At 68.8% G+C, this 24771-nt stretch carries 20 protein-coding genes; 11 read left to right on the top strand and 9 right to left on the bottom strand.

The genetic code is table 11. From position 1 onward, the window contains the following. Nucleotides 1-5 precede the first annotated feature (5 nt). Genes A5775_RS17875 through A5775_RS17860 form a run of 4 tightly spaced genes read right to left on the bottom strand, consistent with a single transcriptional unit; the run spans nt 6 to nt 5081 of the window. Nucleotides 6-974, bottom strand: a complete 969-nt coding sequence (locus A5775_RS17875) for an SDR family NAD(P)-dependent oxidoreductase (RefSeq protein ID WP_067255284.1) — start codon at nt 972-974, stop codon at nt 6-8. Further along, nucleotides 971-2830 carry an NAD(P)/FAD-dependent oxidoreductase gene (locus tag A5775_RS17870; RefSeq protein WP_197512698.1) on the bottom strand — a complete coding sequence of 620 codons (1860 nt, stop codon included), beginning with the start codon at nt 2828-2830 and terminating at the stop codon, nt 971-973. Before A5775_RS17870 ends, A5775_RS17875 begins: the two co-directional genes overlap by 4 nt. Next, nucleotides 2827-4227 carry an SRPBCC family protein gene (locus A5775_RS17865; protein WP_067255282.1) on the bottom strand — a complete coding sequence of 467 codons (1401 nt, stop codon included), beginning with the start codon at nt 4225-4227 and terminating at the stop codon, nt 2827-2829. The genes A5775_RS17870 and A5775_RS17865 overlap by 4 nt, the downstream gene beginning before the upstream one ends. Next, nucleotides 4227-5081 (bottom strand): SDR family NAD(P)-dependent oxidoreductase, encoded by an 855-nt coding sequence (locus tag A5775_RS17860; RefSeq protein ID WP_067255280.1) that lies wholly within the window; start codon nt 5079-5081, stop codon nt 4227-4229. Before A5775_RS17860 ends, A5775_RS17865 begins: the two co-directional genes overlap by 1 nt. A 219-nt stretch (nt 5082-5300) precedes the next feature. Between A5775_RS17860 and A5775_RS17855 the strand changes: the two genes are divergently transcribed. The 6 genes from A5775_RS17855 to A5775_RS17830 are packed head-to-tail and all read left to right on the top strand — an operon-like array spanning nt 5301 to nt 12791. Next, nucleotides 5301-6935, top strand: a complete 1635-nt coding sequence (locus tag A5775_RS17855; protein WP_067255278.1) for an SMP-30/gluconolactonase/LRE family protein — start codon at nt 5301-5303, stop codon at nt 6933-6935. Next, a complete protein-coding gene (locus tag A5775_RS17850; RefSeq protein ID WP_067255275.1) occupies nt 6935-7684 on the top strand; it encodes a GntR family transcriptional regulator in 750 nt (249 codons plus the stop codon). The genes A5775_RS17855 and A5775_RS17850 overlap by 1 nt, the downstream gene beginning before the upstream one ends. Nucleotides 7685-7688: 4 nt before the next feature. Further along, a complete protein-coding gene (locus tag A5775_RS17845) occupies nt 7689-9323 on the top strand; it encodes an AMP-binding protein (RefSeq protein ID WP_369827888.1) in 1635 nt (544 codons plus the stop codon). Between the two features lie 2 nt (nt 9324-9325). Then, nucleotides 9326-10108, top strand: coding sequence for an SDR family NAD(P)-dependent oxidoreductase (locus A5775_RS17840; protein WP_082953065.1), 783 nt, complete (start codon nt 9326-9328; stop codon nt 10106-10108). Further along, nucleotides 10105-11634: a long-chain fatty acid--CoA ligase gene (locus A5775_RS17835; RefSeq protein WP_067255271.1), complete on the top strand. Its 1530-nt coding sequence runs from the start codon at nt 10105-10107 to the stop codon at nt 11632-11634. The genes A5775_RS17840 and A5775_RS17835 overlap by 4 nt, the downstream gene beginning before the upstream one ends. Beyond that, complete coding sequence (locus A5775_RS17830) at nt 11631-12791, top strand: NDMA-dependent alcohol dehydrogenase (RefSeq protein ID WP_255362117.1); 1161 nt, start codon at nt 11631-11633, stop codon at nt 12789-12791. The genes A5775_RS17835 and A5775_RS17830 overlap by 4 nt, the downstream gene beginning before the upstream one ends. A 4-nt stretch (nt 12792-12795) precedes the next feature. Here A5775_RS17830 and A5775_RS17825 read toward each other — a convergent pair whose 3' ends face one another. After that, on the bottom strand, nt 12796-13185 hold the full coding sequence (locus A5775_RS17825) for a polyketide cyclase / dehydrase and lipid transport (RefSeq protein ID WP_067255267.1): 390 nt from the start codon (nt 13183-13185) through the stop codon (nt 12796-12798). 66 nt (nt 13186-13251) lie between these two features. On the opposite strand from A5775_RS17825, the gene A5775_RS17820 reads away from it, so the two are divergent. Both A5775_RS17820 and A5775_RS17815 read left to right on the top strand, forming a co-directional pair. Then, nucleotides 13252-13629 (top strand): nuclear transport factor 2 family protein, encoded by a 378-nt coding sequence (locus tag A5775_RS17820; RefSeq protein ID WP_067255265.1) that lies wholly within the window; start codon nt 13252-13254, stop codon nt 13627-13629. A gap of 43 nt (nt 13630-13672) precedes the next feature. Continuing rightward, the gene (locus tag A5775_RS17815) at nt 13673-13894 is read left to right on the top strand and encodes a hypothetical protein (protein WP_067175893.1); all 222 of its coding nucleotides are present in this window, start codon (nt 13673-13675) and stop codon (nt 13892-13894) included. A gap of 93 nt (nt 13895-13987) precedes the next feature. Here the strand turns inward: A5775_RS17815 and A5775_RS17810 are convergent, their stop codons facing one another. Together A5775_RS17810 and A5775_RS17805 are read right to left on the bottom strand one after the other, a co-directional pair. After that, nucleotides 13988-14749 carry a DUF899 domain-containing protein gene (locus tag A5775_RS17810; protein WP_067255263.1) on the bottom strand — a complete coding sequence of 254 codons (762 nt, stop codon included), beginning with the start codon at nt 14747-14749 and terminating at the stop codon, nt 13988-13990. 14 nt (nt 14750-14763) lie between these two features. Next, complete coding sequence (locus A5775_RS17805; protein ID WP_067255261.1) at nt 14764-15531, bottom strand: SDR family NAD(P)-dependent oxidoreductase; 768 nt, start codon at nt 15529-15531, stop codon at nt 14764-14766. Nucleotides 15532-15690: 159 nt separating this feature from the next. Between A5775_RS17805 and A5775_RS17800 the strand changes: the two genes are divergently transcribed. Further along, nucleotides 15691-16647: a sigma-70 family RNA polymerase sigma factor gene (locus A5775_RS17800; protein WP_067255471.1), complete on the top strand. Its 957-nt coding sequence runs from the start codon at nt 15691-15693 to the stop codon at nt 16645-16647. 160 nt (nt 16648-16807) lie between these two features. Continuing rightward, nucleotides 16808-21643 (top strand): cation-translocating P-type ATPase, encoded by a 4836-nt coding sequence (locus tag A5775_RS17795; RefSeq protein ID WP_067255259.1) that lies wholly within the window; start codon nt 16808-16810, stop codon nt 21641-21643. Between the two features lie 22 nt (nt 21644-21665). On the opposite strand, the gene A5775_RS17790 is transcribed toward A5775_RS17795, so the two are convergent. Together A5775_RS17790 and A5775_RS17785 are read right to left on the bottom strand one after the other, a co-directional pair. After that, complete coding sequence (locus tag A5775_RS17790) at nt 21666-23240, bottom strand: AMP-binding protein (RefSeq protein WP_067255257.1); 1575 nt, start codon at nt 23238-23240, stop codon at nt 21666-21668. Further along, entirely contained in the window at nt 23230-24135 is a 906-nt protein-coding gene (locus A5775_RS17785) for an SDR family NAD(P)-dependent oxidoreductase (RefSeq protein ID WP_067255469.1), read from the bottom strand. The genes A5775_RS17790 and A5775_RS17785 overlap by 11 nt, the downstream gene beginning before the upstream one ends. Nucleotides 24136-24433: 298 nt before the next feature. On the opposite strand from A5775_RS17785, the gene A5775_RS17780 reads away from it, so the two are divergent. Then, nucleotides 24434-24771, top strand: a 338-nt coding sequence (locus tag A5775_RS17780) for a cutinase family protein (RefSeq protein WP_156660756.1), incomplete at its 3' end; no start/stop codon positions are given.

Genomic DNA, 24771 nt, shown 5'->3' with positions numbered 1-24771 from the left:
TCGGGCTAGCCATTGAGCGCTCCTTGATCGGTCGAGCCATGTAGCTCGTTTGACCTCTGCGCCAGATCGAAGCTGTAGCGGATGTGCTGGTCATGCCCGTCCGGGACGACCGGGAAGATGAGGGGCGCCTCGACGTAGCGGATCGCATCCAGATGGCTGCCGATGTCCTCGATCGTCCACGACGACCGGCACACGCCCGGGCTCTCCGCGATGACCGCCCGGGCCACGCGCCCCGCCAGCGCGATGAACAGCTCGCCGGTCACCGAGCAGGATTCGTGTGCGAGCCAGCCCACCACGGGCGCAACGAGTTCCGACCCCATCGGGGGGTAGGCCGACGTGTCGATGCCTTCCGCCATGCGCGTCACCGCCGCCGGCAGGATCACGTTGCACCGCACGCCCTCGGCGGCGCCTTCCAGCGCGGCGACGTTGGACAACCCGATCACGCCGGCCTTGGCGGCCGCGTAGTTCGCCACGCCGTGGTTGCCGTACAGGCCGCCGATCGATGACGTCAGCACGATGCGGCCGTAGCCGGCCTCGCACATCAGCGGAAACGCCGGCCGCACGACGTTGAACGCACCTCGCAGATGCACGTCGAGCACGGCGTCGAAGTCCTCGTAGCTCATCTCCTTCAGCGAGCCGCGCCGGACGTTGCCGGCATTGTGCACCAGGATGTCGATGCGGCCGTAGTGCTCGAGCGCGGTCGCGATGATCGCGTCGCCGCCGTCGGCGGTCGCGACCGACGCGCTGGTCGCGACGGCCTGTCCCCCGGCCGCGGTGATCTCCGCGACGACCTGCTGGGCCGGACCGGCGTCGACGCCGTCCCCGTCAAGGCCGCCGCCGACGTCGTTGACGACCACCTTCGCTCCGCGCGAGGCCAGCAGTTGCGCGTACGCGCGACCCAACCCGCGGCCGGCTCCGGTCACCACGGCAACGCGGCCGTCGAATCGCAGTTGCGCTGCAAGGGTTTCGCTCAAGTGCCGAGCACCAACCCGTCCAGGTCGCCCTTGTCGCGCCACAGCCGCAACAAGTCCTCGAAGGCGTAAAAGCCGGGACCGTACGGCTCCCCCAGGTGCGACCGGATGCCCTCTCCCCCGCCGCCGCCTTCGTTGTTGTAGTAGCCGGGCGTGCACTGGGCGTCGAATGCCGAATTGTCGACCGCGGTCTCCCGGATCGTCGCGCACCACTGCTCCTGCGCCGCCTGGCTGGGCTCCACGGTGGCCGCACCGCGTTTCAGGGCCTCGGCGATGATGTAGGCGATGTGCTCGCCCTGCAGCTCGTAGTTGGCGGCGATGTTGGCGGAGATGCCGACCTGGGTGAAACCGGTGTAGAACTGGTTCGGGAATCCGCGGCTGGTCATCCCGTGCAGCGTCTTGTAACCGTCGCGCCAGTAGTCGAACAGCGACAGCCCGTCGCGCCCCTCGATCGTCTCCATGGAATAGCGGCGGCTGATCTCGGTGGTGATTTCGAAGCCGCTGGCATAGATGATGCAGTCGACGTCGTACTCGACGCCGTTGGCCACGACTCCCGTCTCGGTGATCCGTTCCACGCCTTTGGAATCGGAGACGTCGACGAGGGTGACGTTGGGCCGGTTGAACACCGGCAGGTACTCGTCGTTGGACAGCGGCCGCTTGCACAGGAACCGGTAGTAGGGCTTGAGCGACTCGGCGGTCTGCGGGTCCTCGACGATCACGTCGATGCGGCGGCGCAGCCGCTCCATCAACTTGTAGTCCTCTTCTTCGCGGATCGCCATGAACTGCTCGGGTGTCATCGACGCGGGGTCGTCCAGCGCGAGCACCCGCGCGGCGGTGTTGCGCCCGAGCTCGGTCCAGAAGTCGCACACCAGATCCGGCTGACCCAGCGCCATGCCCTCGAACGTCCAGGAGTGGAAGTTGCGTTGCCGTTCCCGCTGCCAGCCCGGCCGCAGCGACTTCGCCCAATCCGGGTCGGTGGGCGCGTTGTTGCGCTGGTCGACCGTCGAGGGGGTGCGCTGAAAGACGTAGAGGCGCTCGGCGTCTCGGGCCAGGAACGGGACGATCTGGATCGCGGTGGCGCCGGTGCCGATGACGGCGACCTTCTTGTCGGCGAGCTTGTGCAGGTTGCCGCCGGTGTCGCCGCCGGTGTAGTCGTAGTCCCACCGCGACGAGTGGAACGCGTGCCCCTTGAAGTCCTTGATCCCCGCGATACCCGGCAGCTTCGGGCGGTGGAAGGGGCCTGACGCCAGCACCACGAACCGGGCGCGGATGTCGTCGTCGCGGTTGGTACTGATGCGCCAGCGTCTGATCTCCTCGTCCCAGCGCAGGTCGCGCACCTGGGTGGAGAAGATCGCCGAATCGTAGAGACCGAAGTACTTGCCGATGTTCCGGCAGTGCTGGTAGATCTCAGCACCGTCGGCGAACTTCTTCGACGGCATGAAGTCGAGTTCTTCGAGAAGCGGTATATAGCAGTAGGATTCGTTGTCGCATTGGATGCCCGGATACCGGTTCCAGTACCAGACACCGCCGAAGTCGCCCCCGAGCTCGATGACGCGTACGTCGTCGACGCCGGCCTTCTTCAGGTGGGCCGCCGACAGCAGGCCCCCGAAACCGCCGCCCAGGACCGCGACGTCGATATCCTCGGAAATCGCGTCGCGTGGCGTCGCGGGGGTGTAGGGGTCGACCTCGTAGTAGCCGGCGAAGTCATCCTCCAATTCGATGTACTGCTTGGAACCTTCCTTGCGCAGCCGCTTTTCGCGCTCCAGGTGGTACTTCTCGCGCAGCGTGGCGATGTCTACGTCGTCGGGCGTCTGAGTGGGCCCGCAATTGTCTCGGTACTTTTCCATGTCGGGGGTCATGCCGAGGGGGACTCCTTACCTGACAGGTGTTGGGGCTCACCGGAACCCATGTATCTCGACAATTGGTAGTGCAGGTTGACGGTGCTGCGTTCGCGGTACGGGTTGGGCTTGGTGCCGCCGAAGCCGAGCGACTTCATGCCCTGCTGCACGGCGGCCATGTTGGAGAAGTCTTGCGGCAGGACCGACCGCCACCTGGGGTCGCCGACCGGCGTGTACTCCCATTCCGTCTGGGGCTCTTGCCCTTTCGGGTACAGCTCGAAGACCGACACCTCGAAGATGCACATGTCGGGGTTGTAGCTGGGATGCGGACGCGCGCCGTAGCACAGCGCGCTGGTCAGGCCCTGCCCGATCTGGAAGTTGGGAAAGATCTGCCACGCGGTGCCGGCCTGCCCGAGGATGTCGGCGGGAATCGTCGGCCAGACCACGCCGCGGGCCTCGTCGTCGCGGCGTGCCGAGGCCAGCCAGTGCTCGAGGACCTTGTCGGCCGGTGTCCCCTCGGGCAGCTCGTCGACCAGGCGCCTGGCCGCGTTCACCAGCGTCTGGGTGGTGGTGGCGTTGGTTTCCTCCATCGTGTACACCTGCATCTGGGCGGTGGACACCCGCGGGTCGGTGCCGCTGCCGAGGCGGATCTTGGACTTGGTGGCCTCCATGTCCTCGGGGGCGTCGTAGCCGATGTTGCTGTGCTTGCCTTGGGCTTTCGCCCACCCCTTGAACTCGCCGAACTTATTGAACTCGGGATGGGTGGTGTAGACGTGGTAGGTCTCGTTGAAGGCCTCCAGCGCGACCTTCCAGTTGCAGTCGAAGGACAGCCACTTGCGCCATTTGTAGCGCATGTTTTCCAGGCCGAACGAGTCGAGGATCTTCGCGGCGGGGAACAGATAGTCGGCCAGCGGCTCGCAGTCGGGGTCCATGTTGATCCACAACCAGCCGCCCCACGTGTCGACCCGGACCGGTCGAAGGTGGGTGTTCTCGGGGGTGAGCGCGTCCTGCCAGTCCTGTTGCTCACGGATGTGCGTGCACGCCCCCTCCAGGCCGTAGGTCCAGCCGTGAAAGCCGCAGACAAACGACTTTCGGGTGCGGGCACAGGCATTCTTGGCGCCCTCGGGCGTGTCGATCAGCCGGCGGCCGCGGTGCATGCACACGTTGTGGTGCGCGTGAAATTCGTGCTCGCCGGTGCGCACCACGATGATCGAGTCGTCGAGAATGTCGTAGGTCAGGTAGCTGCCCACCTCGGGCAATTCCTCGACGCGGCCGACCTGCTGCCAGACTTTGCGCCACAGCTTGTCGCGTTCGGCGCGGGCATAGTCCTCGGAAATGTATGCCTCGACACCGATCGTCATCGGTGTCGAGAGCTCTTCGACCGCTTCGGAATTCACGCTCTTGTCCAGGTCGGTCATCACATCCTCCTGATCGCCGTGCGAAAGGATTCGTCTTTGAGGAACAGTGACGTGTTGTCGGCGCCGAGATGGCTCCACTTGAGGCCCAGCCCGCCATCGACGAGCAGCGTCTGGCCGGTGATGTAACTCGACATCTCCGAGAGCAGAAAGACGATGGCGCCGGCCTGCTCCTCGGGCCGCCCCCGCCGGCCCATCGCGATCGCCTGACGGTCGCGCTCGGGGTCCTCATCGACGTAGGTGCGCGAGGCCGCGGTCTCGGTGACGCCGGGCGCGACGGCGTTGACCCGGATACCGGCCAGCGCCAGTTCGAGGGCCATCGTGCGGGTCATCGCGGTGATGGCGGCCTTGGCGGTCCCGTAGGCGATGTGGAACGGCGCGGTGTTCATGCCGCTGATCGACGAGAGCGACACGATCGACCCCGGCCGTTGCTGCGCGACGAGCTCGCCGGCCACGGCCTGGCTCATGAAGAATGCCGTTTCGAGATTGTCGGCGAAGATCTTGCGCCAGTCGCTGCGCGTCACCCGGGTCGACGGCATCCAGGTCGACGGCTCGGCGCCGCCGGCGACATTGACCAGCCCGTACAAGTTCCCGTCGGCGCGGCGCGCGTGGTCGATCACCGCGGCAATGCCCTCGTCGGTGGAGGCATCGGCCGCGACCGGCACCACGGCCAGCCCCTGCTGTGCCAGCGGGGCGATGTGCTCGTTGAGGTTTTCCTTCGATCGACTCACCGCGATCACCGTGGCCCCGGCCCGGGCGGTCATGGCCGTGACCGTCGTGCCGATACCACCCCCGCCCGCGCCGGAAACCACCACGACGCGCCCGTCGAGTCTGAGGAGATCCTCGTGATCGTCCATGACCTGCTTTCGCCTCCGCCGACGCCGTCCGACGCGCACAGCGGGATCTACCGCCAATTTGTCCGGACAAAATATGGCATTCTGCCCGTTGGAGAACACTATTCCGATCCGTGAACTTCGCTGTCAAGGTCGAGCCGGGGCGCTTTGGCGGCTATTGTCTGGACTACGAGGAATTGATAACGTCCAGCCCAACCGGCTGACGGAAGGACCTCGGCGAGCATGTCCATTTCACGGGCCCTCTCAACGCAGCCCTCGCGGTACGCCCCCTCGAATTCCGCACCACCGCCCATCGATGTCGCGCCCGGCTGGGACCTCGAACGCGTCACCGCGCCCAGCCGGCTGTTCGGCGCCAACGGTTTGCGCACCGGCCCGGACGGCCGCATCTACATCGCCCAGGTGACCGGCAGTCAGATCAGCGCGCTGGACCACCGCACCGGGGAACTGGTGATCGCCAGCCCCAAGGGCGGCGACATCGTGGCGCCCGACGACGTCGCGTTCGACGCCGGCGGCAACCTGTACGCGACCGAAGTGATGGACGGCCGGGTCAGCGTGCGCGACGCCCACGGTCACACGCGGGTGCTGCGCGACGACGTGCCATCGGCCAACGGCATCACCTTCCATCGGGACCGGCTGTTCATCGGTGAATGCCGTGAAGGCGGACGGCTGCTGGAATTCGACCTGGCGGGCGGACCGCCACGGGTGTTGCTGGAGAATGTGCCCTCACCGAACGCGATGGAGGTCGGCCCGGACGGCCTGCTGTACTTCCCGGTGATGGGCGCCAACGAGATCTGGCGCGTCGACCCCGACGGCGGCGAGCCGCAGTGTGTCGCAGGCGATCTCGGCGTGCCCGACTCGGTCAAGTTCGACGCGCACGGCTACCTCGTCTCGACACAGGTGGCGAGCGGCCAGGTGCTGCGCATCGATCCTCGCAGCGGCGAACAGCGCTTGCTCGCCCAGCTTAATCCCGGGCTGGACAACTGCACCTTCGTGGGCGACCGACTGTTCGTCTCCAACTTCACCGGCGAGATCACCGAGATATCGCCCGACGGCACAACGACATCCGTGTTGCCGGGCGGACTCAACTGGCCGATGGATTTGGCCGTGGGCCATGACGGCCAGCTCTACATCGCCGACGGCACCTACTTCTACGTCGCCCTGCCCGACGGCTCCTTGCACACCGCGGGAATGTTGTTCAGCCCCGGCTATCCCGGCTTCCTGCGCGGCGTCACCGCGAGCGGACCCGGGGAGTTCGTCGTCACGACGTCGGGCGGCCAGGTCGCCGGCTACCGGCCCGAGGCGAACGAAACCGATGTGCTGGCAGATGGTTTCGACCAACTTTACGGTGTCGCGGTGAGCGCGCACGGTGTGGTGTTCGCGGAATTGGGCACCGGGCGGGTGCTGTCGCTGCGGTCGGGGGTGATCGAGGTGCTGGCGACCGATCTGCGTGAGCCGGTCGGTGTCGCGATCGATGCCGACGGGGCTCCTCTGGTGGCCGAGGCCGGAGCGGGCCGGGTGATCCGGGTGAGCGGGTCGCGGATCGACACCGTTGTCGCCGATCTACAACGCCCGCAGGGCATTCTGGTCCAGGGCGGTGTGCTCTACATCGTCGACGCGGGCGCCAAGGAGTTGGTCGCGTTCGATCTCACCAGCGGCGCGCGCCACACGATCGCGTCCGGGCTGCCGGTCGGCGCCCCGCCGGGCGTGACGCCCAAGCCGCTGCGTGGCATGCCGCCGTTTTCCGGGCCGCAGGGCCCGTTCGCCGGCATCACCGCCGCGGCCGACGGGACGCTGTACATCTCGGCCGACGGCGACGGCAGTGTGCTGGCTTTGCGCCCGAGCGGGCAAGGCCGCTGATGACCCAGGCCATCGCGGGCGACCACCGCTACCTCCAGATCGCACGCACGCTGCGTAAGGAGATCGTCGACGGGGTGTACCCGGTGGGCTCGCAGCTGCCGACCGAGCACCAACTGTGCGAGCGCTTTGCGGTGAGCCGCTACACCGTTCGCGAGGCGCTGCGCCGGCTGCGGGAGGATAATCTGGTCGCGTCCCGGCCGCGGGCGGGCACCCGGGTGGTGCCCCGGCCGGCGTCGAGTTCCTATGCCCAGGACGCGATGTCGATCGACGACCTGCTGGCGTTCGCGGCCGGCGCGCAGCTGACCATCGAATCCAACGCGATGGTGACGATCGACGACGACCTCGCCGCCCGGACCGGTCTCGAGCCCGGCACCCAGTGGCTCTCGGTGCGCGGCTACCGGCAGGCCGACGGCGCGTCCGTGCCGCTGTGTCGAACGGAGTACTACATCAGCCGGAGCTTCGCCGCGGTCGGCAGGCTGCTGCAGCGCCATGCCGGTCCGATCTTCCCGTTGATCGAGGATCTGTTCGGCGTGAGCGTCTCCCAGTTACACCAGGAGATCGCGGCCGTCCTGTTATCGCCGGAACTGGCCGACGGGCTCGGCGTGGAAGCGGGGACGGCCGCGCTGCAGATGCGGCGAACCTACACGACCTCCGACGGCGACGTGGCCCAGGTGACGATCAATACCCACCTGTCGTCGAGGTTTCGGTACGCGATGACCATGCGGCGCGTCACCGGTCAGGCCGGTTGAGTTGATCGCCCGGGCCCGCCACGATGCGGCACACGCCTTCGAGGCTTACCGCCGCGGGCTGTGGGTGCACGCCACGCTGGCCGATTCCCTGCGCGCGGCCGCAGAGGCATCCCCGCATCGAATAGTGCTGGCGGACAAGGGTGTTCGGCTGGATTGCGCCACGCTGTACGCGCAGGCCGGCGCCCTGGCGGCGGCGCTGGTGGCACGGCTGCCCACCGGCAGCGTCGTGTCGTTCATGCTGCCGAACTGGCACGAGACCGCCGTCATCTATCTGGGCGCGACGCTGGCCGGCATGGTGGTGAACCCCATCTTGCCGTCGCTGCGCGACCACGACCTGCGCTTCATCCTCGAAGACGCCGACACCGCAGTCATTTTCGTACCACACCGATACGGCGGCCACGATTACGCCGCGATGCTCGAACGCGTGGTGGCCCCGATGAGCCGGGCGCCGGAGGTTGTCGTGCTGCGCGGCTGCGAAACCAGGCACGCCGGTACCCACACGCCCTATTCGGACCTGCTCGGCCAGGCCCCGGACGCCGCGGCACTTCCGGCGCTCGATCCCGATGCCGTGCGGATGGTTCTGTACACCTCCGGCACCACGAGCCGTCCGAAAGGCGTGCTGCACACCCACAATTCGATACACGCGCTGATCTGTCAGATCCGCGACCATTGGATGATCGACCCGGGCGACACGTTCCTGGTCCCCTCGCCGGTCGCCCATATCGGCGGCTCGATCTATGCCTTCGAATGCCCGTTGCTGCTGGGCACGGCCGCGGTGCTCATGGACCGCTGGGATCCCGCCGAGGCGCTCGCCCTGATGAACACCGAGGGGTGCACCCACATGGCGGGGGCCACTCCGTTTCTGCAACAGCTGCTCTCGGCCGCCGAACACGCCGGCACCCACCTGCCCGACCTGAAGGTGTTCATCTGCGGCGGCGCATCGGTATCGCCGTCGCTGATCCGGCGCGCCACACAGTACTTCGACCGCGCGGTGGTCACCCGGGTGTACGGCTGCACGGAGGTGCCCGTCGCGACCGTCGGCGCTCCGCGCCCGGAGGAGGCCCGCTTTGCGGCGGACACCGACGGCAGGCCCGGCATCGCCGAGATCAAGCTCGTCGCACACGAAGCCGCGCCCGCGGGTGACGGGGAAATCTGTGTGCGCGGTCCGCAGATGCTGGCGGGCTACCGTCATCCCGACGACGGCGCCGACTCCTTCGATGCCGCAGGGTTTTTCCGCACGGGGGATCTCGGGCGCTGGGTCTCAGCCGGTTCCTCAGCCGGTTTTGAAGACCGGTACCTCGTCGTGACCGGCCGGGCCAAGGACGTCATCATCCGCAGCGGCGAGAACATCTCGGCCAAGGAGGTTGAGGACCTGCTCACCGACCATCCCGGCATCGCCGAGATCGCGGTCGTGGGGTTACCCGACGAGCGCACCGGGGAACGGGCCTGCGCGGTGATCGTTCCGGCGGGTGAATCGAGCCCGGACGTCGCGAGCCTGCTCGCGCTGCTGGTGAGCAAGGGGGTCGCCAAGTTCAAGGCGCCCGAACAGGTGGTGATCTGGGATGCCCTGCCGAAGAACGACGCGGGCAAGGTGCTCAAGCATCGGATCCGAGCGGCGTTAACACGGGCGGAAGACTAAGGATGGGTGAGATGCAGGTCGCAATCGTCACGGGAGCAAGCAGCGGCATCGGCCTGGGTTGTGCGACAAAGCTCGCCGAGATGGGCATGGCGGTCCTCGGCACAGGTCGCGACAGGGCGCGCCTGACCGCGCTGGAGAAGGCGGTCAACGATCCGGATCGCGTCGCCGCACTTGCCGTCGACCTGACCGACGACGACGCACCGCGACGCATCGTGGACCTCGCGGTGAAGCGATGGGGCCATATCGATTTCCTGATCAACAACGCCGGGGTGGGCAGCCCCAAGCCGCTGCACGAAACCGACGACGAGACCCTGGACTATTTCCTGGGTTTGATGCTGCGGGCGCCGTTCCGGCTCGCGCGCGAGGCGCTGCCCCACATGGGGCCCGGGTCGGCGATCATCAATGTGACATCGACGTTCGCGGTCGTCGGCGGCCTGCGCGGCGGCGCCTACTCCGCGGCCAAGGGCGGGCTGACCGCGCTGACCACGCACATCGCCTGCCAGTACGGCGCGTCCGGCGTGCGCTGCAACGCCGTCGCGCCTGGGGTGACGGTGACCCCGATGGTCGAAAAGCGCTTGGAGGACGAGCGATTCCGCAAGATCAACACCGAGATGACGCCGCATCAGCGGTTGGGCCGTATCGACGACATCGCCAGCACGGTCGCCTTCCTGTGCTCGCCGGGCGGAAGCTTCATCAACGGCCAAACGATCGTCGTCGACGGCGGATGGAGTTCGACCAAATATCTGTCGGAGTTCGCCTTGTCCTCGCAGTGGATCGAGCGATGAATCTGTTTGCGATGCTCGATCGGGCCGCGAGCGGGTTCCCCGATCGAGGCGCCGTGTATCACGGGAATCACCGTCTGTATACGTGGATTGAGTTGCGAGACCGGGCGTTACGGCTGGCCGCATCGATCCGCCAACAACACGGGGGCGGCGCTCGCATCGCGATCGCCACCCACAACCGCCCGGAGATCATCGAATTGATGTTCGCGGTCTGGGCCGCCGAGTGCGCGCTCGTGCCCATCAACCACAAGCTGCATCCACGGGAGATGGCCCAGATCCTCCACGACGCGGGCGCGGCGCGGTTGTTCGCCTCCTCGGCCATCGGCGCCGAATTGGCGTCCCTCACCGCCACGCCCATCGAAACCCTTGAATCCCGGTGCTATTCACGCCGATTCGATACCACCCCGTCGGCGCCGCCACGCACCGACCCGTCGGCGCTGGCGTGGCTGTTCTACACCAGCGGAACCACCGGACGGCCGAAGGGCGCGATGCTGTCGCACCGCAACCTCACGGCGATGACCGTGGCCCACCTCGCCGACATCGACGCCCCGGACGAGGACTGCAGCCTCCTGCACGCGGCGCCGATGTCGCACGGCTCCGGCCTCTACGTCCTGCCGTACGTGCTGCGCGCCGCCCGCCAGGTGGTGCCCTCCTCGGGTGCGTTCGACCCCGATGAGTTCCTCGATCTCTGCGAACACCACCCGGATTGCAGCGCATTTCTGGCGCCGACGATGGTGCAACGCCTGGTCGATACAGGCCGCACCCGGCCGGGCAACCTCAAGGCGATCGTCTACGGCGGCGGTCCGATGTATGTCGAAAGCTTGCGCAGGGCGATCACGGCGTTCGGCCCGATCTTCGCCCAGATCTACGGGCAGGGCGAGTCGCCGATGACCATCTCCGGGCTGCGCCGCGCCGATCACGAATCGGACGACGACGCGATCCTGGGTTCGGTCGGCTATGCGCGCTCGGGCATGGAGGTCGCGGTGCTGCGCACCGACGGCCGCCCGGCGCCCGCCGGCGAGATCGGCGAAATCGTCTGCCGCGGTGACGCGGTCATGTCCGGCTACTGGCGAAACCCCGACGCGACCCTCGCCACGATCAAAGACGGCTGGCTTTACACCGGTGATATGGGCTCGTTCGACGCGCGTGGTTTCCTCACGCTGCGGGATCGGTCGAAGGACGTCGTCATCAGCGGCGGCAGCAACATCTACCCCCGGGAGGTGGAGGAGGTGCTGCTGGAGCACCCCGGTGTCGCCGAGGCGTGCGTGGTCGGCACCCCCGACGCCGAATGGGGCGAGGTGGTGGTCGCGTTCATCGTCGGCACAGGCGATTCCGCCGACCCCGCGGCGCTGGACGCGCACCTGTTGGCGCGCATCGCCCGCTTCAAACGGCCCAAGCGCTACGAATTCGTCGACGAGCTACCGAAAAACAGCTACGGCAAGGTGCTCAAGCGGGAGCTGCGCGCAAGGTTGGCGCCGCGCTCGCCGGAGCTCCTCGAATACCAAGAGACATCCAGGAGGTCGCAATGAAGTGTCGTGCCGCTGTGATCCGCGGGGTCGGCCAGGACTGGGAGATCCGCGAGATCGAACTCGATCCGCCGCGCGGCGGTGAAGTCCTGGTGCGGATCGCCGTCGCCGGAATCTGCCACTCCGACGACCATCTGTTCACCGGCGATGTGGTGCCGACCCCCGAGGTGCTGGCCGCCAGCGGTCAGCCCGCACCGGATTGGTTCCCGCTGCTCGGCGGTCACGAGGGCGCGGGCGTCGTCGCGGAAGTCGGGCCGGGCGTGACCACGGTGCAGCCGGGGGATCACGTGGCGCTCTCGTTCATTCCCGCGTGCGGCAGTTGCCGGTTCTGTGTCAACGGTCAGAGTTACATCTGCGACATCGGTGCGAGCCTGTTCGTGCGGGAGATGCCCACCGACGGTACGTGCCGCCGGCATCTCGGCGACGAAAACCTGTTGGCCTATGGACAACTCGGCACCTTCGCCGAATACGCGGTGCTGTCGGAAAGGTCGGTCATCAAGATCGACGAGGCCATCCCGTTCCATGCCGCCTCGCTGGTGTCGTGCGGCGTCAGCACCGGCTGGGGTTCCGCGACGATCTCGGCGGGCACCGAGCCCGGTGACACCGTCGTGGTCATCGGCACCGGCGGTGTCGGGATGAACGCCCTGCAGGGCGCGCGGGCCGTCGGTGCCAAGTATGTCGTCGCGGTGGATCCGGTTGAGTCCAAGCGCGATTCGGCCAAGATCTTCGGCGCCACCCACACCGCCGCCACCGCGCAGGACGCGATACCGGTGGTCAAGGAGATCACCGCCGGTCTGATGGCCGACCGCGTCGTCGTCTGTCCCGGCGTGGTGCACGCAGACTTGATCCCGTTGGCGATGGCGCTGCTGCGTAAAGGCGGGATCTGCGTGCTCACCGGCATCACCCCGTTCACCGAGCCGCCGGTTCCGTTGGTCCTGCAGGAGATGACGCTGTCGGCCAAACAGCTCAGAGGGGCGCTGTACGGCGGCATGAATCCGCGCACCAGCGTGCCGATGCTGCTGTCGTTGTATCAGGCGGGCGCGGTGAAACTCGACGAATTGGTCACCCGCCACTACCAGCTGGACCAAATCAACGAGGCGTTCGTGGATCTGCGCGAAGGCCGCAACATTCGCGGCGTGATCGACTTCGCCGGCGTGTGACCGGTCAACCGGATTCGAAATGCCTCCGAATGCCGGCGAGCATCTCGGCGTGCGCCTTGACCGCCTCGCGGATGGTCACCACCCCGGGTGACTGGTCGGCCTCGGTCAGCACGTCGCCGCTGGCGGGCACTCGCAGCCGGGCGTAGTAGGTGGTCCGTATGGTGAACGGTCCCAGCGGGATTCGGTCGACCACCCGGTAGCTCTGCTGGTAGCCCTCGGGGGTTTCGTTGCGGGACAGCGTTTCCACGGACACGATCAGCGGGTGTACGAGCCTGATGTTGTCCAGGTCCACGTAGAAGCCGCGCACCGCATCGGGCGGCGCTGGCACGTGCTCGGACAGCCTCCGATCAGCGTGGACGAAGAGCAACGACCGAGCCCGCGAATGTAACGCCACGGCGACATTCTGCCGGTTTTTTCGCCGTGGCGTTACGCTCGGCACAGCGCGAGGAGCGGAGGCGTGATGGGCAACGCGACGGAAGGTCACGTGGTCGAGCGCTACCTGGACTGCCTGGCCGCTCACGACTGGGACGCACTGGCCGACACGCTCAGCGAGCAAGGCCTGACCCGGGAGGGCCCGTTCTGCGACGTCGTCGAGGGCAAGGCGCACTACGTCGCCTACCTGCGCAAGGTATGCACCAATCTCGCGGGTCATCGGTTGAAGGTGCGGCGGGTCTCGCACGTGAACTCCCGGGTCTGCTACGCCGAGTTGTCCGAGACATTCGAGATCGATGGCGTTGCGACCACGTGGCCCGAATGCATTCTCTTCGAGCGGGGACACGACGGGTTGATCTCTCACGTCAGCGTGTTCTTCAAGCAGCGGCCGGTCGGCCCCACGTAGCGGTCTATTCCCTCACTTGCGGAATTGACCTAACGTGTCATGGATGGAGGCAGATGGAACTCCGGAGTCGGTGCCGGTCGAGAAGTTGCACTCGGGCGACCCGATCACCGATTGTGGTCAGCGGTACATAGTTCTCGAATCGAAGGCACTCAGCGACTGCGTGGTCCTCGAACTCGAATCCCGGGTGGATCACCAACTGCAGGTCATCGAAAAGTCGTTCCCGGCCGGTTATCAGGTCGGCAGGGCGAACCACCGGATTTTATAGCCGAAGAATTCTCGGCAGAATAGTGCGCGCGTAGCCGGTCGACGGCTACCGCGCATTCGTGTTTTTCGGGCGTTTTTACTCCATGAGCGCCACTTAGCTCTTCAGCGGCGGGCGGATGTCGTTGGGGTCGTTGGGATCCGGCTCGCCGAACCAGCGCGACGGCTCGTGCTCGCCGTAGGCGTCATGCCAGTCCCACCACTCGTACGGCGCGGTCTGCGGATAGCCCTCGGGCGAATCCTCCCAACTTTCCTGGCGTCCGAGCGCGGTCATGTCCAGGAAGCTCCAGGTGGTCCCCAGCGCCTCGTCGCCACGGTTGTTGACGAAGTAGGTGCGAAACACCCGATCGCCGTCGCGGATGAAGGCATTGGTGCCGTGCCACTCGTCCACCCCGAAGTCGGCATCGAAGGCGCCGGCGGTCGTGTGCTTGATCGTGTGCTTGATTGTGTACCAGGGCATCTTCCAGCCCATCCGGGCCTTCAGGCGCTCGATGTCGGGCTGCGGCGCTCGCGACGCGAACACCAACGTGGTGTCGCGGGCGTTCAGGTGGGCCAGGTTGCCGACATGGTCGGCCATCATCGAGCAGCCCCGGCAGCCGTGCTCGGGCCAGCCGTCGATGTCGGGCCCGTAAAAGGCGCGGTAGACGATGAGTTGGCGCCTTCCGCCGAACAGGCCCAGCAGGTTGACGGTGCCTTCGGGCCCTTCGAACTCGTAGCCGGGGTCGACGGCCATCCAGGGCATCCGGCGCCGCCGGGCCGCGAGCGCGTCACGGGCCCGGGTGAGTTCCTTCTCCTTCTCCAGCAATTGTTGATGCGCGGTCGCCCACTCGTGGGCCGACACGATCGGGGGTGTGTTCATCGCGATCCGCCTTCTCAGGTCAGCGGCGCGAGGCCGGCGGCGGTCAGGAGATAAGCGTCGTGGTCCGAGCCGCCGGCGGCGAGCTCGAGCACCGACTTGCCCACCTGTTCGGCGGTGAGCGCGGGCCCGGCGGCCTGCAAGAAGGTGTCGACGTCGACGCCTTGCCGCTCGGCATAGGCCGTCACGGCGACCGCCCCCAGGTCGGTGGCCGGCGTCAACCGCGGCAGCACGGCGGTGAAGCCGATCCCCAGCCCGGCGCGGTGCGATTCGGTGGCGGCGTAACCGGAGATGAACCTGACGGTCGCCTTCGCGCCGGCATAGCCACCGGACAGCGGTGATCCGGCCAGGGCCGCTCCGCTGGACATCGCGATCACCGAGCTGCCCGGCGCCAGCGGGAGGCGCAGCGCGTGGCGGACCCAGTGAAACGCCTGTGCGACATCGGAATTCCAGTTCTCACTGAACGTCTCCCAGGTCTGATCCTGCAGCGGTGCCATCCGCGGTGTCACCCCGGCGCACAGCACCAGGGTGCGCGGCCGGTACCGGTCGATGAGCCGGCCGGCCGTGTGCGGATCGGCCGCGTCGGCCACCACCGGGGTGAAGGTGTCGCCCAACTCGGCGCGCACCTCCTCGAGTTGTGATCGGGTGCGCGCGACGCCGACGACCTCGGCGCCGGCCGTCGACAGCGCGGTGGCGATCGCGCGGCCGAATCCGCGGCCGGCCCCGGTCACGATTGCGGTGCTGCCGACGAGCCCGTCGGGGCGGGGGTTTGGGGTGTGGGTCATTTCGTGCTCGCTTCCTCAGGTGGACTGCGGCCGTGCCGCGCCTTCACTTATTCAGATACGGCGCGCCGGCCGGATTCATCGCTCGGGGACCGATGAATTTCGACGGCCGGATGTCTCTACACAGGAGTAGGTTCACCTCGCAGCCGAGAGGAGAGGGTGGTGCCGGCGCAGGAGGAGTTCGTCGAACGGGCGGCACCGTTTCGTGCCGAGCTGATCGCGCATTGCTACCGCATGCTGGGCTCGGTGCACGACGCCGAAGACCTCGTCCAGGAGACCTACCTACGGGGCTGGCGCGGTTATGCGGCCTTCGAGGAGCGCGCGGCGTTGAAGACCTGGCTCTACCGGATCGCGACGACCGCCTGCCTGCGTGCGCTGGAGAACCGCGCCCGCCGCGTGCTGCCGGCCGGGCTGGGGGACGGCTCGATCGACGTGGACGCCGACCTGGACGCGAAGGCCGGCGCGCACGCGTGGCTCGAGCCCATCCCGGACGCCATGGTGTTCAGGACGCCCGAAGAGGATGTCACCGCGAAGCAGAGCGTGCGGCTGGCCGTGATGACCGCCCTTCAGGAGCTGCCCGCCCGCCAGCGCGCGGTGTTGATTCTGCGCGACGTCGTGCAATTCAGCGCCGCCGAGGTCGCCGAGCTGTTGGAAACCACCCCCGCCGCGGTCAACAGCTCCCTGCAGCGCGCTCGGGCCCACCTTGCCGAGCTTTCTCCCACCGAGGAACGCATGACCGAGCCGGACGACGCCCGGCGGCGCGACTTGCTCGACCGGTATTGCGCGGCCTTCGAAAACGCGGACATGGCGGCGCTGACCTCGCTGCTGCAAGAGGACGTCAAGCTCGAAATGCCGCCTCTGCCAGTCTGGTTCGCCGGGCGGGACACGGTGCTGCGGTTCCTTGCCGGGCGCGCCCTGGCTCAGCCCGGCGATGTCGTCATGATCCCGACCGCCGCGAACGCGCAACCCGCCGTCGCCGAGTACCGGCGCGCCGCCGACCGAGTGATGCGGGCCCATTCGATCCACGTCCTGACCCCGGGCAGCGCCGGGATCGCCGGCATCACGGTCTTTCTCGACCCCGGCTTGTTCAGCGCGTTTGGTTTATCTTCGAGCCGGTAATGTTTCTGCCAGGGACGTGATTGCAGCCCTTGCTATCTAGGGAAGCCGACCTGCATCGCCAGGGGTGTCGTCGCACGGTTTACCTTCCCGCCCCGCGTGTGGACACGTCCTTCACACGCCGGGATCATTAGGCGCGGGAGACGTAATTGAAGGGTGACGAGTGAAGATTCCCGGCGTTTCCAGCGTCGTCGCTGGTGTGGCCGGCAGCGCCGCACAGGTGGTACGGGCCGGCGTATCGACCGCGGCCGGGGCCGCCGGAGCGCTGCAGACATTAGCCAGCCCCGTCACCGAGCTGGCCGGCCCCGTCATCCAGTCGGTGGCTCAAACGACAGGCCGAGCAATCGGGTTGGACAACTCCGGCGACGGCGCCCCGATCGTGCCGCCGGTGCGCTGGCACAGCGGGCAGCGGGTGCACCTGGACCTGGACCCATTGCTGCCGTTCCCCCGCTGGCACGAGTACGCGCCCGCCGTCGAGGAGCCGGTGCGCAGAATCCCGGGCGTCGCCAAGGCGCACGTCGAGGGTTCGCTGGGCCGGTTGGTGGTCGAACTCTGCGACGACGCGGACCACGACGCCGTCCTGGACGAGGTGCGGTCGACGGTCGCGTCCATCGCTTCCGACATCACCTGGTCGAAGTCGGAGTCGGCAACGCCGTCCGCGCCCTTCGCCGACCCGGGCAACCCGCTGGCGATCCTGGTGCCCCTCACGGCGGCGGCAATGGATCTGGTCGCGATGGGCGCCGCGGTCACCGGATGGGTGACCCGACTGCCCGCCGCGCCGCAAACCACCCGGGCCGCGGCCGCGCTGATCAACCATCAACCGCGCATGGTCTCGATCCTCGAAGCGCGACTGGGCCGGGTGGGCACCGACATCGCGCTGGCCGCGACGACGGCCACCGCCCACGGCCTGACCCAGTCGCTCGGCACACCGATGCTCGATCTGACGCAGCGCACCCTGCAAATCTCCGAGGCCGCGGCGCACCGCCGGGTGTGGCGGGACCGGGAACCCCACCTGGCCTCGCCCCAGCGGCCGCAGGCCCCGGTGGTCCCGGTCATCTCGTCCGCCAACTCGGAGGTGCCCCGGCACAGCTGGGCGGCCGCGGCCGCCGGCGAGGCTTCCCACGTCGTGGTCGGGGGGACCATCGACGCGGCGATGGACAAGGCGAAGGGTTCGATGGCCGGGCCGGTGGAAAGCTACGTCGATTCCGCGGCGAACGGCTCGTTGATCGCCGCGGTGAGCGCGCTGGTGGCCGGCGGCGGCACCGACGACGCGGCCGCCGCCATCGAAGCCGGGGTGCCGCGGGCCGCGCACATGGGCCGGCAGGCGTTCGCGGCGATCCTGGGTCGCGGACTCGCCAATTCCGGGCAACTGGTTCTCGACCCGGGCGCGCTGCGCCGCCTGGATCGGGTGAAGGTCGTCGTCATCGACGGCGCCGCGCTGCGCGGCGATCACCGGGCCGTCCTGCGCGTCCGCGGCGACGCGCCCGGCTGGGACCATGACCGCGTCTACGAGGTCGCCGACGCGCTGCTGCACGGTGAAGAGGCGCCCGAGCCCGACCCGGACGAGTTGCCGGCGACCGGCGCACGGCTGAAATGGGTTCGGACCCAAGGACCATCGGCCACGCCCGCGCAAGGCCTGGAAAGCGCCGACCTGATGGTCGACGGCGAATGCGTGGGCAGCGTCGACGTCGGCTGGGAGGTCGACCCCTACGCGATTCCTCTCTTCCAGACCGCACACCGCACGGGCGCCCGAGTGGTCCTGCGCCACGTCGCCGGCACCGAGGACCTCACCGCCAGCGTCGGTGCGACGCACCCGCCCGGCACCCCGCTGTTGAACGTGGTCCGTGAACTGCGAGCCGATCGCGGACCGGTGCTGCTGATCACCGCGCTCCACCGGGACTTCGCATCCACCGACACCCTGGCCGCCCTCGCGATCGCCGATGTTGGTGTGGCGCTTGATGATCCGCGTGCCGCCACGGCATGGACCGCGGACATCATCACCGGCACCGACCTGGCCGACGCGGTGCGGATCCTGTCGGCGATCCCGGTGGCCCGATCGGCCAGCGAATCGGCGGTGCACCTCGCCCAGGGTGGCACGACGCTGGCCGGGCTGCTGCTGGTCACCGGTGAGCAAGAAAAAACCACCAACCCGGTGAGCTTTCGGCGCTGGCTCAACCCGGTCAACGCCGCCGCGGCCACGGCCCTGGTGGCGGGAACGCTTTCGGCCACCCGGGTGCTCCGACTGCCCGATCCCACCCCCCAACCGCTGACCGCCTGGCACGCGCTGGAACCCGAGATCGTCTATTCGCGGCTCGCCGGCGGTGCGCGGCCGCTGGCCGTCGAGACCGAGCCATCGTGGCGGCGCCGTCTCGACGACCTGTCCTACAGCCCGGCCTTGGCGCCTTTGCGCACGCCGCTACACAACATGGCCCGGCTGGCGTCGGCCACCCGGACCGAACTCGCCGATCCGCTGACCCCCATCCTCGCCGTCGGGGCGGCGGCGTCGGCGATCGTCGGCAGCAACATCGACGCCCTCTTGGTCGCGGGCGTCATGACCGTCAACGCGATAACCGGTGGGGCGCAACGGCTCCGGGCCGAGTCCGCGGCCGCCGAGCTGTTCGCGGAGCAGGACCAGCTGGTGCGCCGGGTGGTCGTTCCGGCGGTCGCGACGACGCGCCGCCGGCTCGACGCCGCCCAGCACGCCACCCGCACGGCGACGGTGTCCGCGAAGTCACTGCGGCCCGGCGACGTCATCGATCTGGCGGCGCCCGAAGTGGTGCCGGCCGACGCCCGCCTGCTGGTGGCCGAGGACCTCGAGGTCGACGAGTCCCTGCTCACCGGCGAGTCGCTTCCCGTGGACAAGCAGGTGGACCCCGTCGCCGTCAACGACCCCGACCGCGCCAGCATGCTCTTCGAGGGCAGCACCATCGTCGCCGGCCACGCACGGGCGATCGTCGTGGCCACCGGGGTCGGGACCGCCGCGCACCGCGCGATCTCGGCGGTCGCCGACGTCGAAACGGCGGCCGGGGTGCAAGCACGGCTGCGGGAACTCACCAGCAAGGTGCTGCCCCTGACGCTGGCCGGCGGCGCGGCGGTGTCGGGGTTGGCGTTGCTGCGCCGCGCGCCGCTGCGCCAGGCGGTGGCCGACGGTGTCGCGATCGCCGTGGCCGCCGTCCCGGAGGGGTTGCCCCTGGTGGCCACCCTCTCCCAGCTCTCGGCCGCCCAGCGGCTGACGGCCCGCGGCGCCCTCGTTCGTGCGCCGCGCACCATCGAAGCGTTGGGCCGCGTCGACACCATCTGTTTCGACAAGACCGGCACGCTCACCGAGAACCGGCTGCGCGTGGTGTGCGCCGTGCCGGTCGGGACCGACCCGCGCGACCCGCTCCCCACACTGACCGATCCGCAATCGGCGGGGCTGCTGCGGGCCGCCGCGCGGGCCTCCGCCCAGCCGCAGGACGGCCAGGGCCACGCCCACGCCACCGACGAGGCGATCCTCACCGCGGCGAATTCGCTGAACGGCCATGGCGATTCGGATTGGACGATGCTCGCGGAGGTGCCGTTCGAGTCCAGTCGCGGCTTCGCCGCCGCGATCGGCGCCCTGGGCCACGGCGGCGTTGCCAACGGGCACCCCGCTGAGGCACCGGTGCTGATCCTCAAGGGGGCTCCCGAGGTCATCCTGCCGCGCTGCCGGTTCGCCGACCCGCAGGCCGACCAGGAGCGGGCCGAAAGCGTCGTCCGTGGTCTCGCCGAACAAGGCCTGCGGGTGCTCGCGGTGGCCCAGCGCGGGTGGAAGCACGACACCGACGACGACGACACCGACGCCGACGCCGTGGATGCCGCCGCAGAGAACCTCGAACTGCTCGGCTATGTCGGGTTGGCCGACACCGCCCGCGCATCGGCGCGCCCGCTGATCGAAGCGCTCACGGACGCCGGCCGCGACGTCGTGCTGATCACCGGCGACCACCCGATCACGGCACGGGCGATCGCCCGACAGCTGGGCCTGCCCGCGGACGCGCAGGTGATCACCGGCGCCGAACTCGCCGGGCTCGACGAGGACGCGTGCGCCAAGATGGTGGCCGATGTGCCGGTCTTCGCGCGCGTCAGCCCGGAGCAGAAGGTGCAGATCGTGGCCGCCCTGCAGCGCTGCGGGCGAGTGACAGCGATGGTCGGCGACGGCGCCAACGACGCCGCCGCGATCCGGATCGCCGACGTGGGGATCGGGGTGAGTGGGCGCGGTTCGTCGGCCGCGCGCGGCGCCGCCGACATCGTCTTGACCGACGAGGACTTGGGCGTGCTGATGGACGCACTGGTCGAAGGGCGCAGCATGTGGGCCGGCGTCCGGGACGCCGTCACCATTCTGGTCGGCGGCAACGTGGGCGAAGTCCTGTTCACCATCATCGGCACCGCCTTCGGCGCCGGCCGCGCGCCGGTGGGCACCCGTCAGCTGCTGTTGGTCAACCTGCTCACCGACATGTTCCCCGCGCTCGCGGTCGCGGTCACGTCGCAATACGTCGAACCCGACGAAGCCGAGTACGAATCCGCCGAGGAGGCCGAAGAGGCGCGCCGACAGCACCGCCGCGCGCTGCTGACCGGTCCCACGCCTTCCCTCGACGCCCCCCTGATGCGTCAGATCGTCACCCGCGGCGCCGTGACCGCGGCCGGGGCGACGGCGGCCTGGGCTATCGGGCGGTGGACGCCGGGGACCGAACGCCGCACGGCGACAATGGGTTTGACCGCACTGGTCACGACGCAGCTGGCGCAGACGCTGCTGACCCGTCGGCACAGTCCGCTGGTGGTGGCGACCGCGCTGGGCAGCGCCGGTGTGCTGGTCGGCATCGTGCAGACGCCGGTGCTCAGCCAGTTCTTCGGGTGCACGCCGCTGGGACCGGTCGCCTGGTCGGGCGTGCTGGGCTCCACCGCGGGCGCCACCGCGATCTCGGCGCTGGCGCCCAACTGGCTGGCCCAGCAGGTCGCCGCCTTGGAGCCCGGCGAACAGTGAGCCCTGGCCGGACGAATCGTGTTCAGCCGGACAGTTCCTTGCGCAGCACCTTGCCGGTGGGGTTGCGCGGAATGCTGTTCACGACATTGATGTCGCGGGGCTGTTCGAAGCGCGAGACGCGGCTCTTCAAGTACTCCCGGAGCTCCGGCACGTCGATGTCGCTGCCCGGCTGCGCCACCACGAACGCCGCCAACCGCTGGCCGAACCGTTCGTCGGGCACGCCGATGACCACGTTCTCGGCGATGGCGGGGTGCTGGGCGAGCGCGTTTTCGACCGCCCGCGGATAGACGTTCTCGCCGCCGGAGATGATCATGTCGTCTTCGCGGCCGACGATGAAGAGCCGGCCCGAGTTGTCGAGGTAGCCCATGTCGCCGGTGCCGGTCATGCCGTTGACGACAGCCTTCGCCTCTGCGGCCGAGCCGTCGGTATAGCCCCTTCCCGCCAAGTCGCCGCCGACGAAGATGCGTCCGGTCACCCGCGGCCCCACCGCTCGGTCGCTCTTGTTGAGAATCCGCACCGGGCAGCCCGCGACCGGTTTTCCGACGGTTTCGGGCGCCTCACGCAGGTCCGCCGGCGTTGCCAGAGAACCGATGCCGACCTCGGTGGAACCGTAGCCGTTGTAGAGGATGTCCCCGTAGGCGTCCATGAACCGCTGCCCCAGCGTCGGGTCGAGGCGGTCGCCGCTGGACATCACCACGCGCAGGTGCGGCACCGGGTTTCGCGCCCGCACCCGCTCGGGCAGGTCGAGGATGCGCGCGAGCACGACCGGCACCGCGGTGAAGGCGTCGGCGCGGTGCAGCGACGCCTGGGCGAGCGCGGCTTCGGCGTCGAACTGACGGTGCGTGAGCACCGTGCCGCCGAGCGCGACCGTCAGCATCAGCATGCCAAGCCCGAGCCCGTGAAACATCGGCATCGCCACCGAGATTCGCGACCCGGTGCGCAGCCGGGTGCGGTCGAGGATCGTCACCCAGACGCCCACCGCGGACCGCATCTCCGGTGCGCGCGGCACCCCTTTGGGTTTGCCGGTGGTGCCCGACGTCAGCAGTACGATCCGCCCCGGCGCGGCCACGCGCGGTCGCCGAGCGCCCTCCTCGGCGGAGACCGTCGCCGGATCGACCGTGACGACCGATGCGTCGGCGGCCCGGATCCGCTCGGTGAATTCGTTGTCGGCGACCATCGTTGAGATGCGGTGGGCTCGCACGGCCGCGGCGAGGGCGTCGCTGCGGAACTCCGTGCTGATCGGGACGACGTCGGCGCCCAGGAGCGCGGCGGCGAAAATGCCCGCGACGAAACCGCGGCCGTTGCGGCACATAACCCCGACCGCGTGGCCGGGGGCAACTCCGTCGCCGGACAACCGCCGCGCCAGTGACTCGGTTTCGCGTTGCAGCCGGCGGTAACTCAGGGCGCCGTCGTCGTCGATGATCGCCGTCCGGCCGGGCCAGCGGGCCGTCGTGACCGCCAACAGCGTGTAGGGGTTGGTGCCGCCGCGGTGCGCCTCGCGAAGAAGCCGCAGGCCCGCCAGCGGCGATGGCGGAGTGAGCAGTCCGGAGAGCAGCAGCGCCCGGGCGGTGGTGGCGGCCACGCGGTCATTCGTCACGGTGGGCCCCGTCGGAATCGGTGAAGAACCGGCGATGCCACAGCCGGGCGGCGTAGTCGGCCGGCCCGGCCAGCAGCACCGAGGCCAACTCGGCCGGCAGCACCCAGGGCGGTTCCAGGGTGCGGGGCCGCTCGATGACCGCTTTGGCGATGGCGTCGGCGGCCTCGTCCGGCGACAGGCCGGGCAGCCGGCCCAGCAGGGGCGTGGGCGCGATCATGCGGGTACGGACCAGCGCGAAGTAGACGGTGGTGACGTCGATGCCGTCCGCGTGCAGTTCCGGAGCCACGCTGCGCAGCCACCGGTCGAAGGCCCCCTTGGATGCCTGATAGGCGCCCCATTGCGGACCCGGCACCACCCGCACGCCGACGCTGGACACGTTCACGATGTGCCCGCTGCCGTTGTCACGCATGGCCGGCAGCAGTCCCAGCAGCAGCCGGACGGGCCCCAGGTAGTTGATATCGATGGTGCGCTGGAAGTCATGCGCCCGGTGGTACTGGTGATGCAGCGAGCGGCGCAATGACTTGCCGGCGTTGCTCACCACGATGTCGAGCGGACCATGCTCGTCGGTGATCTGCTTGGCCAGGCCGCTCACCGCGGATTCGTCGGTGAGGTCGGCGGGGTAGGCGACCGCGTGTCCGCCGCCGGCGTTGATCGACGCCGTCAGGTCGCAGAGCCTGTCCTTGGAACGGGCGACCACCAGCACGGTCGCGCCGGCGGCGGCCAGACTGCGCGCGGTCGCCTCGCCGATGCCGTAGGAGGCGCCGGTCACCAAGGCGGTCTTGCCGGAGGCGGCGGCGCGCAGCTTGTCGGGATCCGACACCCGCGCCGGATTGGCCACGTGGTCTCCCGCTTTGTTGAGGACCACGTTGAGGGCCTGCGCTAGTGCGTTCAACATCGCTGCCGCATTCACTCGAGCCGCTTGCGGAGGGCGGCTGTTGCTCAACCGTGCCCCGCCTCGTAACTACGAGTAGCAGACCACATTGCGTTCCGGTGCCGCGCTCCGGCCCGGCCGTGACGGCCTCGTGGCCATCCCGATGAGGCGCGGGACGCGAGGGGCCCGGGCGTTCATACCGGATGAGCGCCGCGCACAACCGATCTCACTCCGCCCCATCGGCGGCGGTTCTTTTATGAGAACACAGTAATTTCGGCGTTTCCTGTGTTTAACGCGCGTGTCGAATGGGCACAATGGCGGCATGTTTGCGCGCCGCATCGTTCGTTCGCTTGGTCCAGCAGTAGTTATCGCAGCATCGGGCATGGCCGCCTCGGCCGTGTCCGGTTCCCTCATCCCCACCGCTTCGGCCCAGTGCCCCGACGTCCAAGTCGTCTTCGCCCGCGGCACCGGCGAAGCCCCCGGCGTCGGCCCCACCGGGCAAGCCTTCGTCGACGGGCTACACCAACGCGTGGGCGACCGCTCCTTCGACGTCTACCCCGTCAACTACCCCGCCACCGAGCAATGGGACACCGGCCTCGACGGCATCAGAGACGCCAGCAACCACGTCGTATCCATGGCCCACGACTGCCCCAACACCAA

It is taken from the genome of Mycobacterium sp. 852002-10029_SCH5224772 (assembly GCF_001667315.1).
In the GTDB taxonomy this organism is placed as follows: Bacteria; Actinomycetota; Actinomycetes; order Mycobacteriales; family Mycobacteriaceae; genus Mycobacterium.
This window is presented reverse-complemented; position numbering and strand designations above follow the sequence as displayed.

What these genes read in the sequence shown, in the direction of transcription:
- A5775_RS17870 (WP_197512698.1), bottom strand. Translation starts at nt 2,830, where the DNA reads ATGACCCCCGACATGGAAAAGTACCGAGACAATTGCGGGCCCACTCAG.
- A5775_RS17865 (WP_067255282.1), bottom strand. Translation starts at nt 4,227, where the DNA reads ATGACCGACCTGGACAAGAGCGTGAATTCCGAAGCGGTCGAAGAGCTC.
- A5775_RS17860 (WP_067255280.1), bottom strand. Translation starts at nt 5,081, where the DNA reads ATGGACGATCACGAGGATCTCCTCAGACTCGACGGGCGCGTCGTGGTG.
- A5775_RS17855 (WP_067255278.1), top strand. Translation starts at nt 5,301, where the DNA reads ATGTCCATTTCACGGGCCCTCTCAACGCAGCCCTCGCGGTACGCCCCC.
- A5775_RS17850 (WP_067255275.1), top strand. Translation starts at nt 6,935, where the DNA reads ATGACCCAGGCCATCGCGGGCGACCACCGCTACCTCCAGATCGCACGC.
- A5775_RS17840 (WP_082953065.1), top strand. Translation starts at nt 9,326, where the DNA reads ATGGGTGAGATGCAGGTCGCAATCGTCACGGGAGCAAGCAGCGGCATC.
- A5775_RS17835 (WP_067255271.1), top strand. Translation starts at nt 10,105, where the DNA reads ATGAATCTGTTTGCGATGCTCGATCGGGCCGCGAGCGGGTTCCCCGAT.
- A5775_RS17830 (WP_255362117.1), top strand. Translation starts at nt 11,631, where the DNA reads ATGAAGTGTCGTGCCGCTGTGATCCGCGGGGTCGGCCAGGACTGGGAG.
- A5775_RS17820 (WP_067255265.1), top strand. Translation starts at nt 13,252, where the DNA reads ATGGGCAACGCGACGGAAGGTCACGTGGTCGAGCGCTACCTGGACTGC.
- A5775_RS17815 (WP_067175893.1), top strand. Translation starts at nt 13,673, where the DNA reads ATGGAGGCAGATGGAACTCCGGAGTCGGTGCCGGTCGAGAAGTTGCAC.
- A5775_RS17810 (WP_067255263.1), bottom strand. Translation starts at nt 14,749, where the DNA reads ATGAACACACCCCCGATCGTGTCGGCCCACGAGTGGGCGACCGCGCAT.
- A5775_RS17805 (WP_067255261.1), bottom strand. Translation starts at nt 15,531, where the DNA reads ATGACCCACACCCCAAACCCCCGCCCCGACGGGCTCGTCGGCAGCACC.
- A5775_RS17785 (WP_067255469.1), bottom strand. Translation starts at nt 24,135, where the DNA reads ATGTTGAACGCACTAGCGCAGGCCCTCAACGTGGTCCTCAACAAAGCG.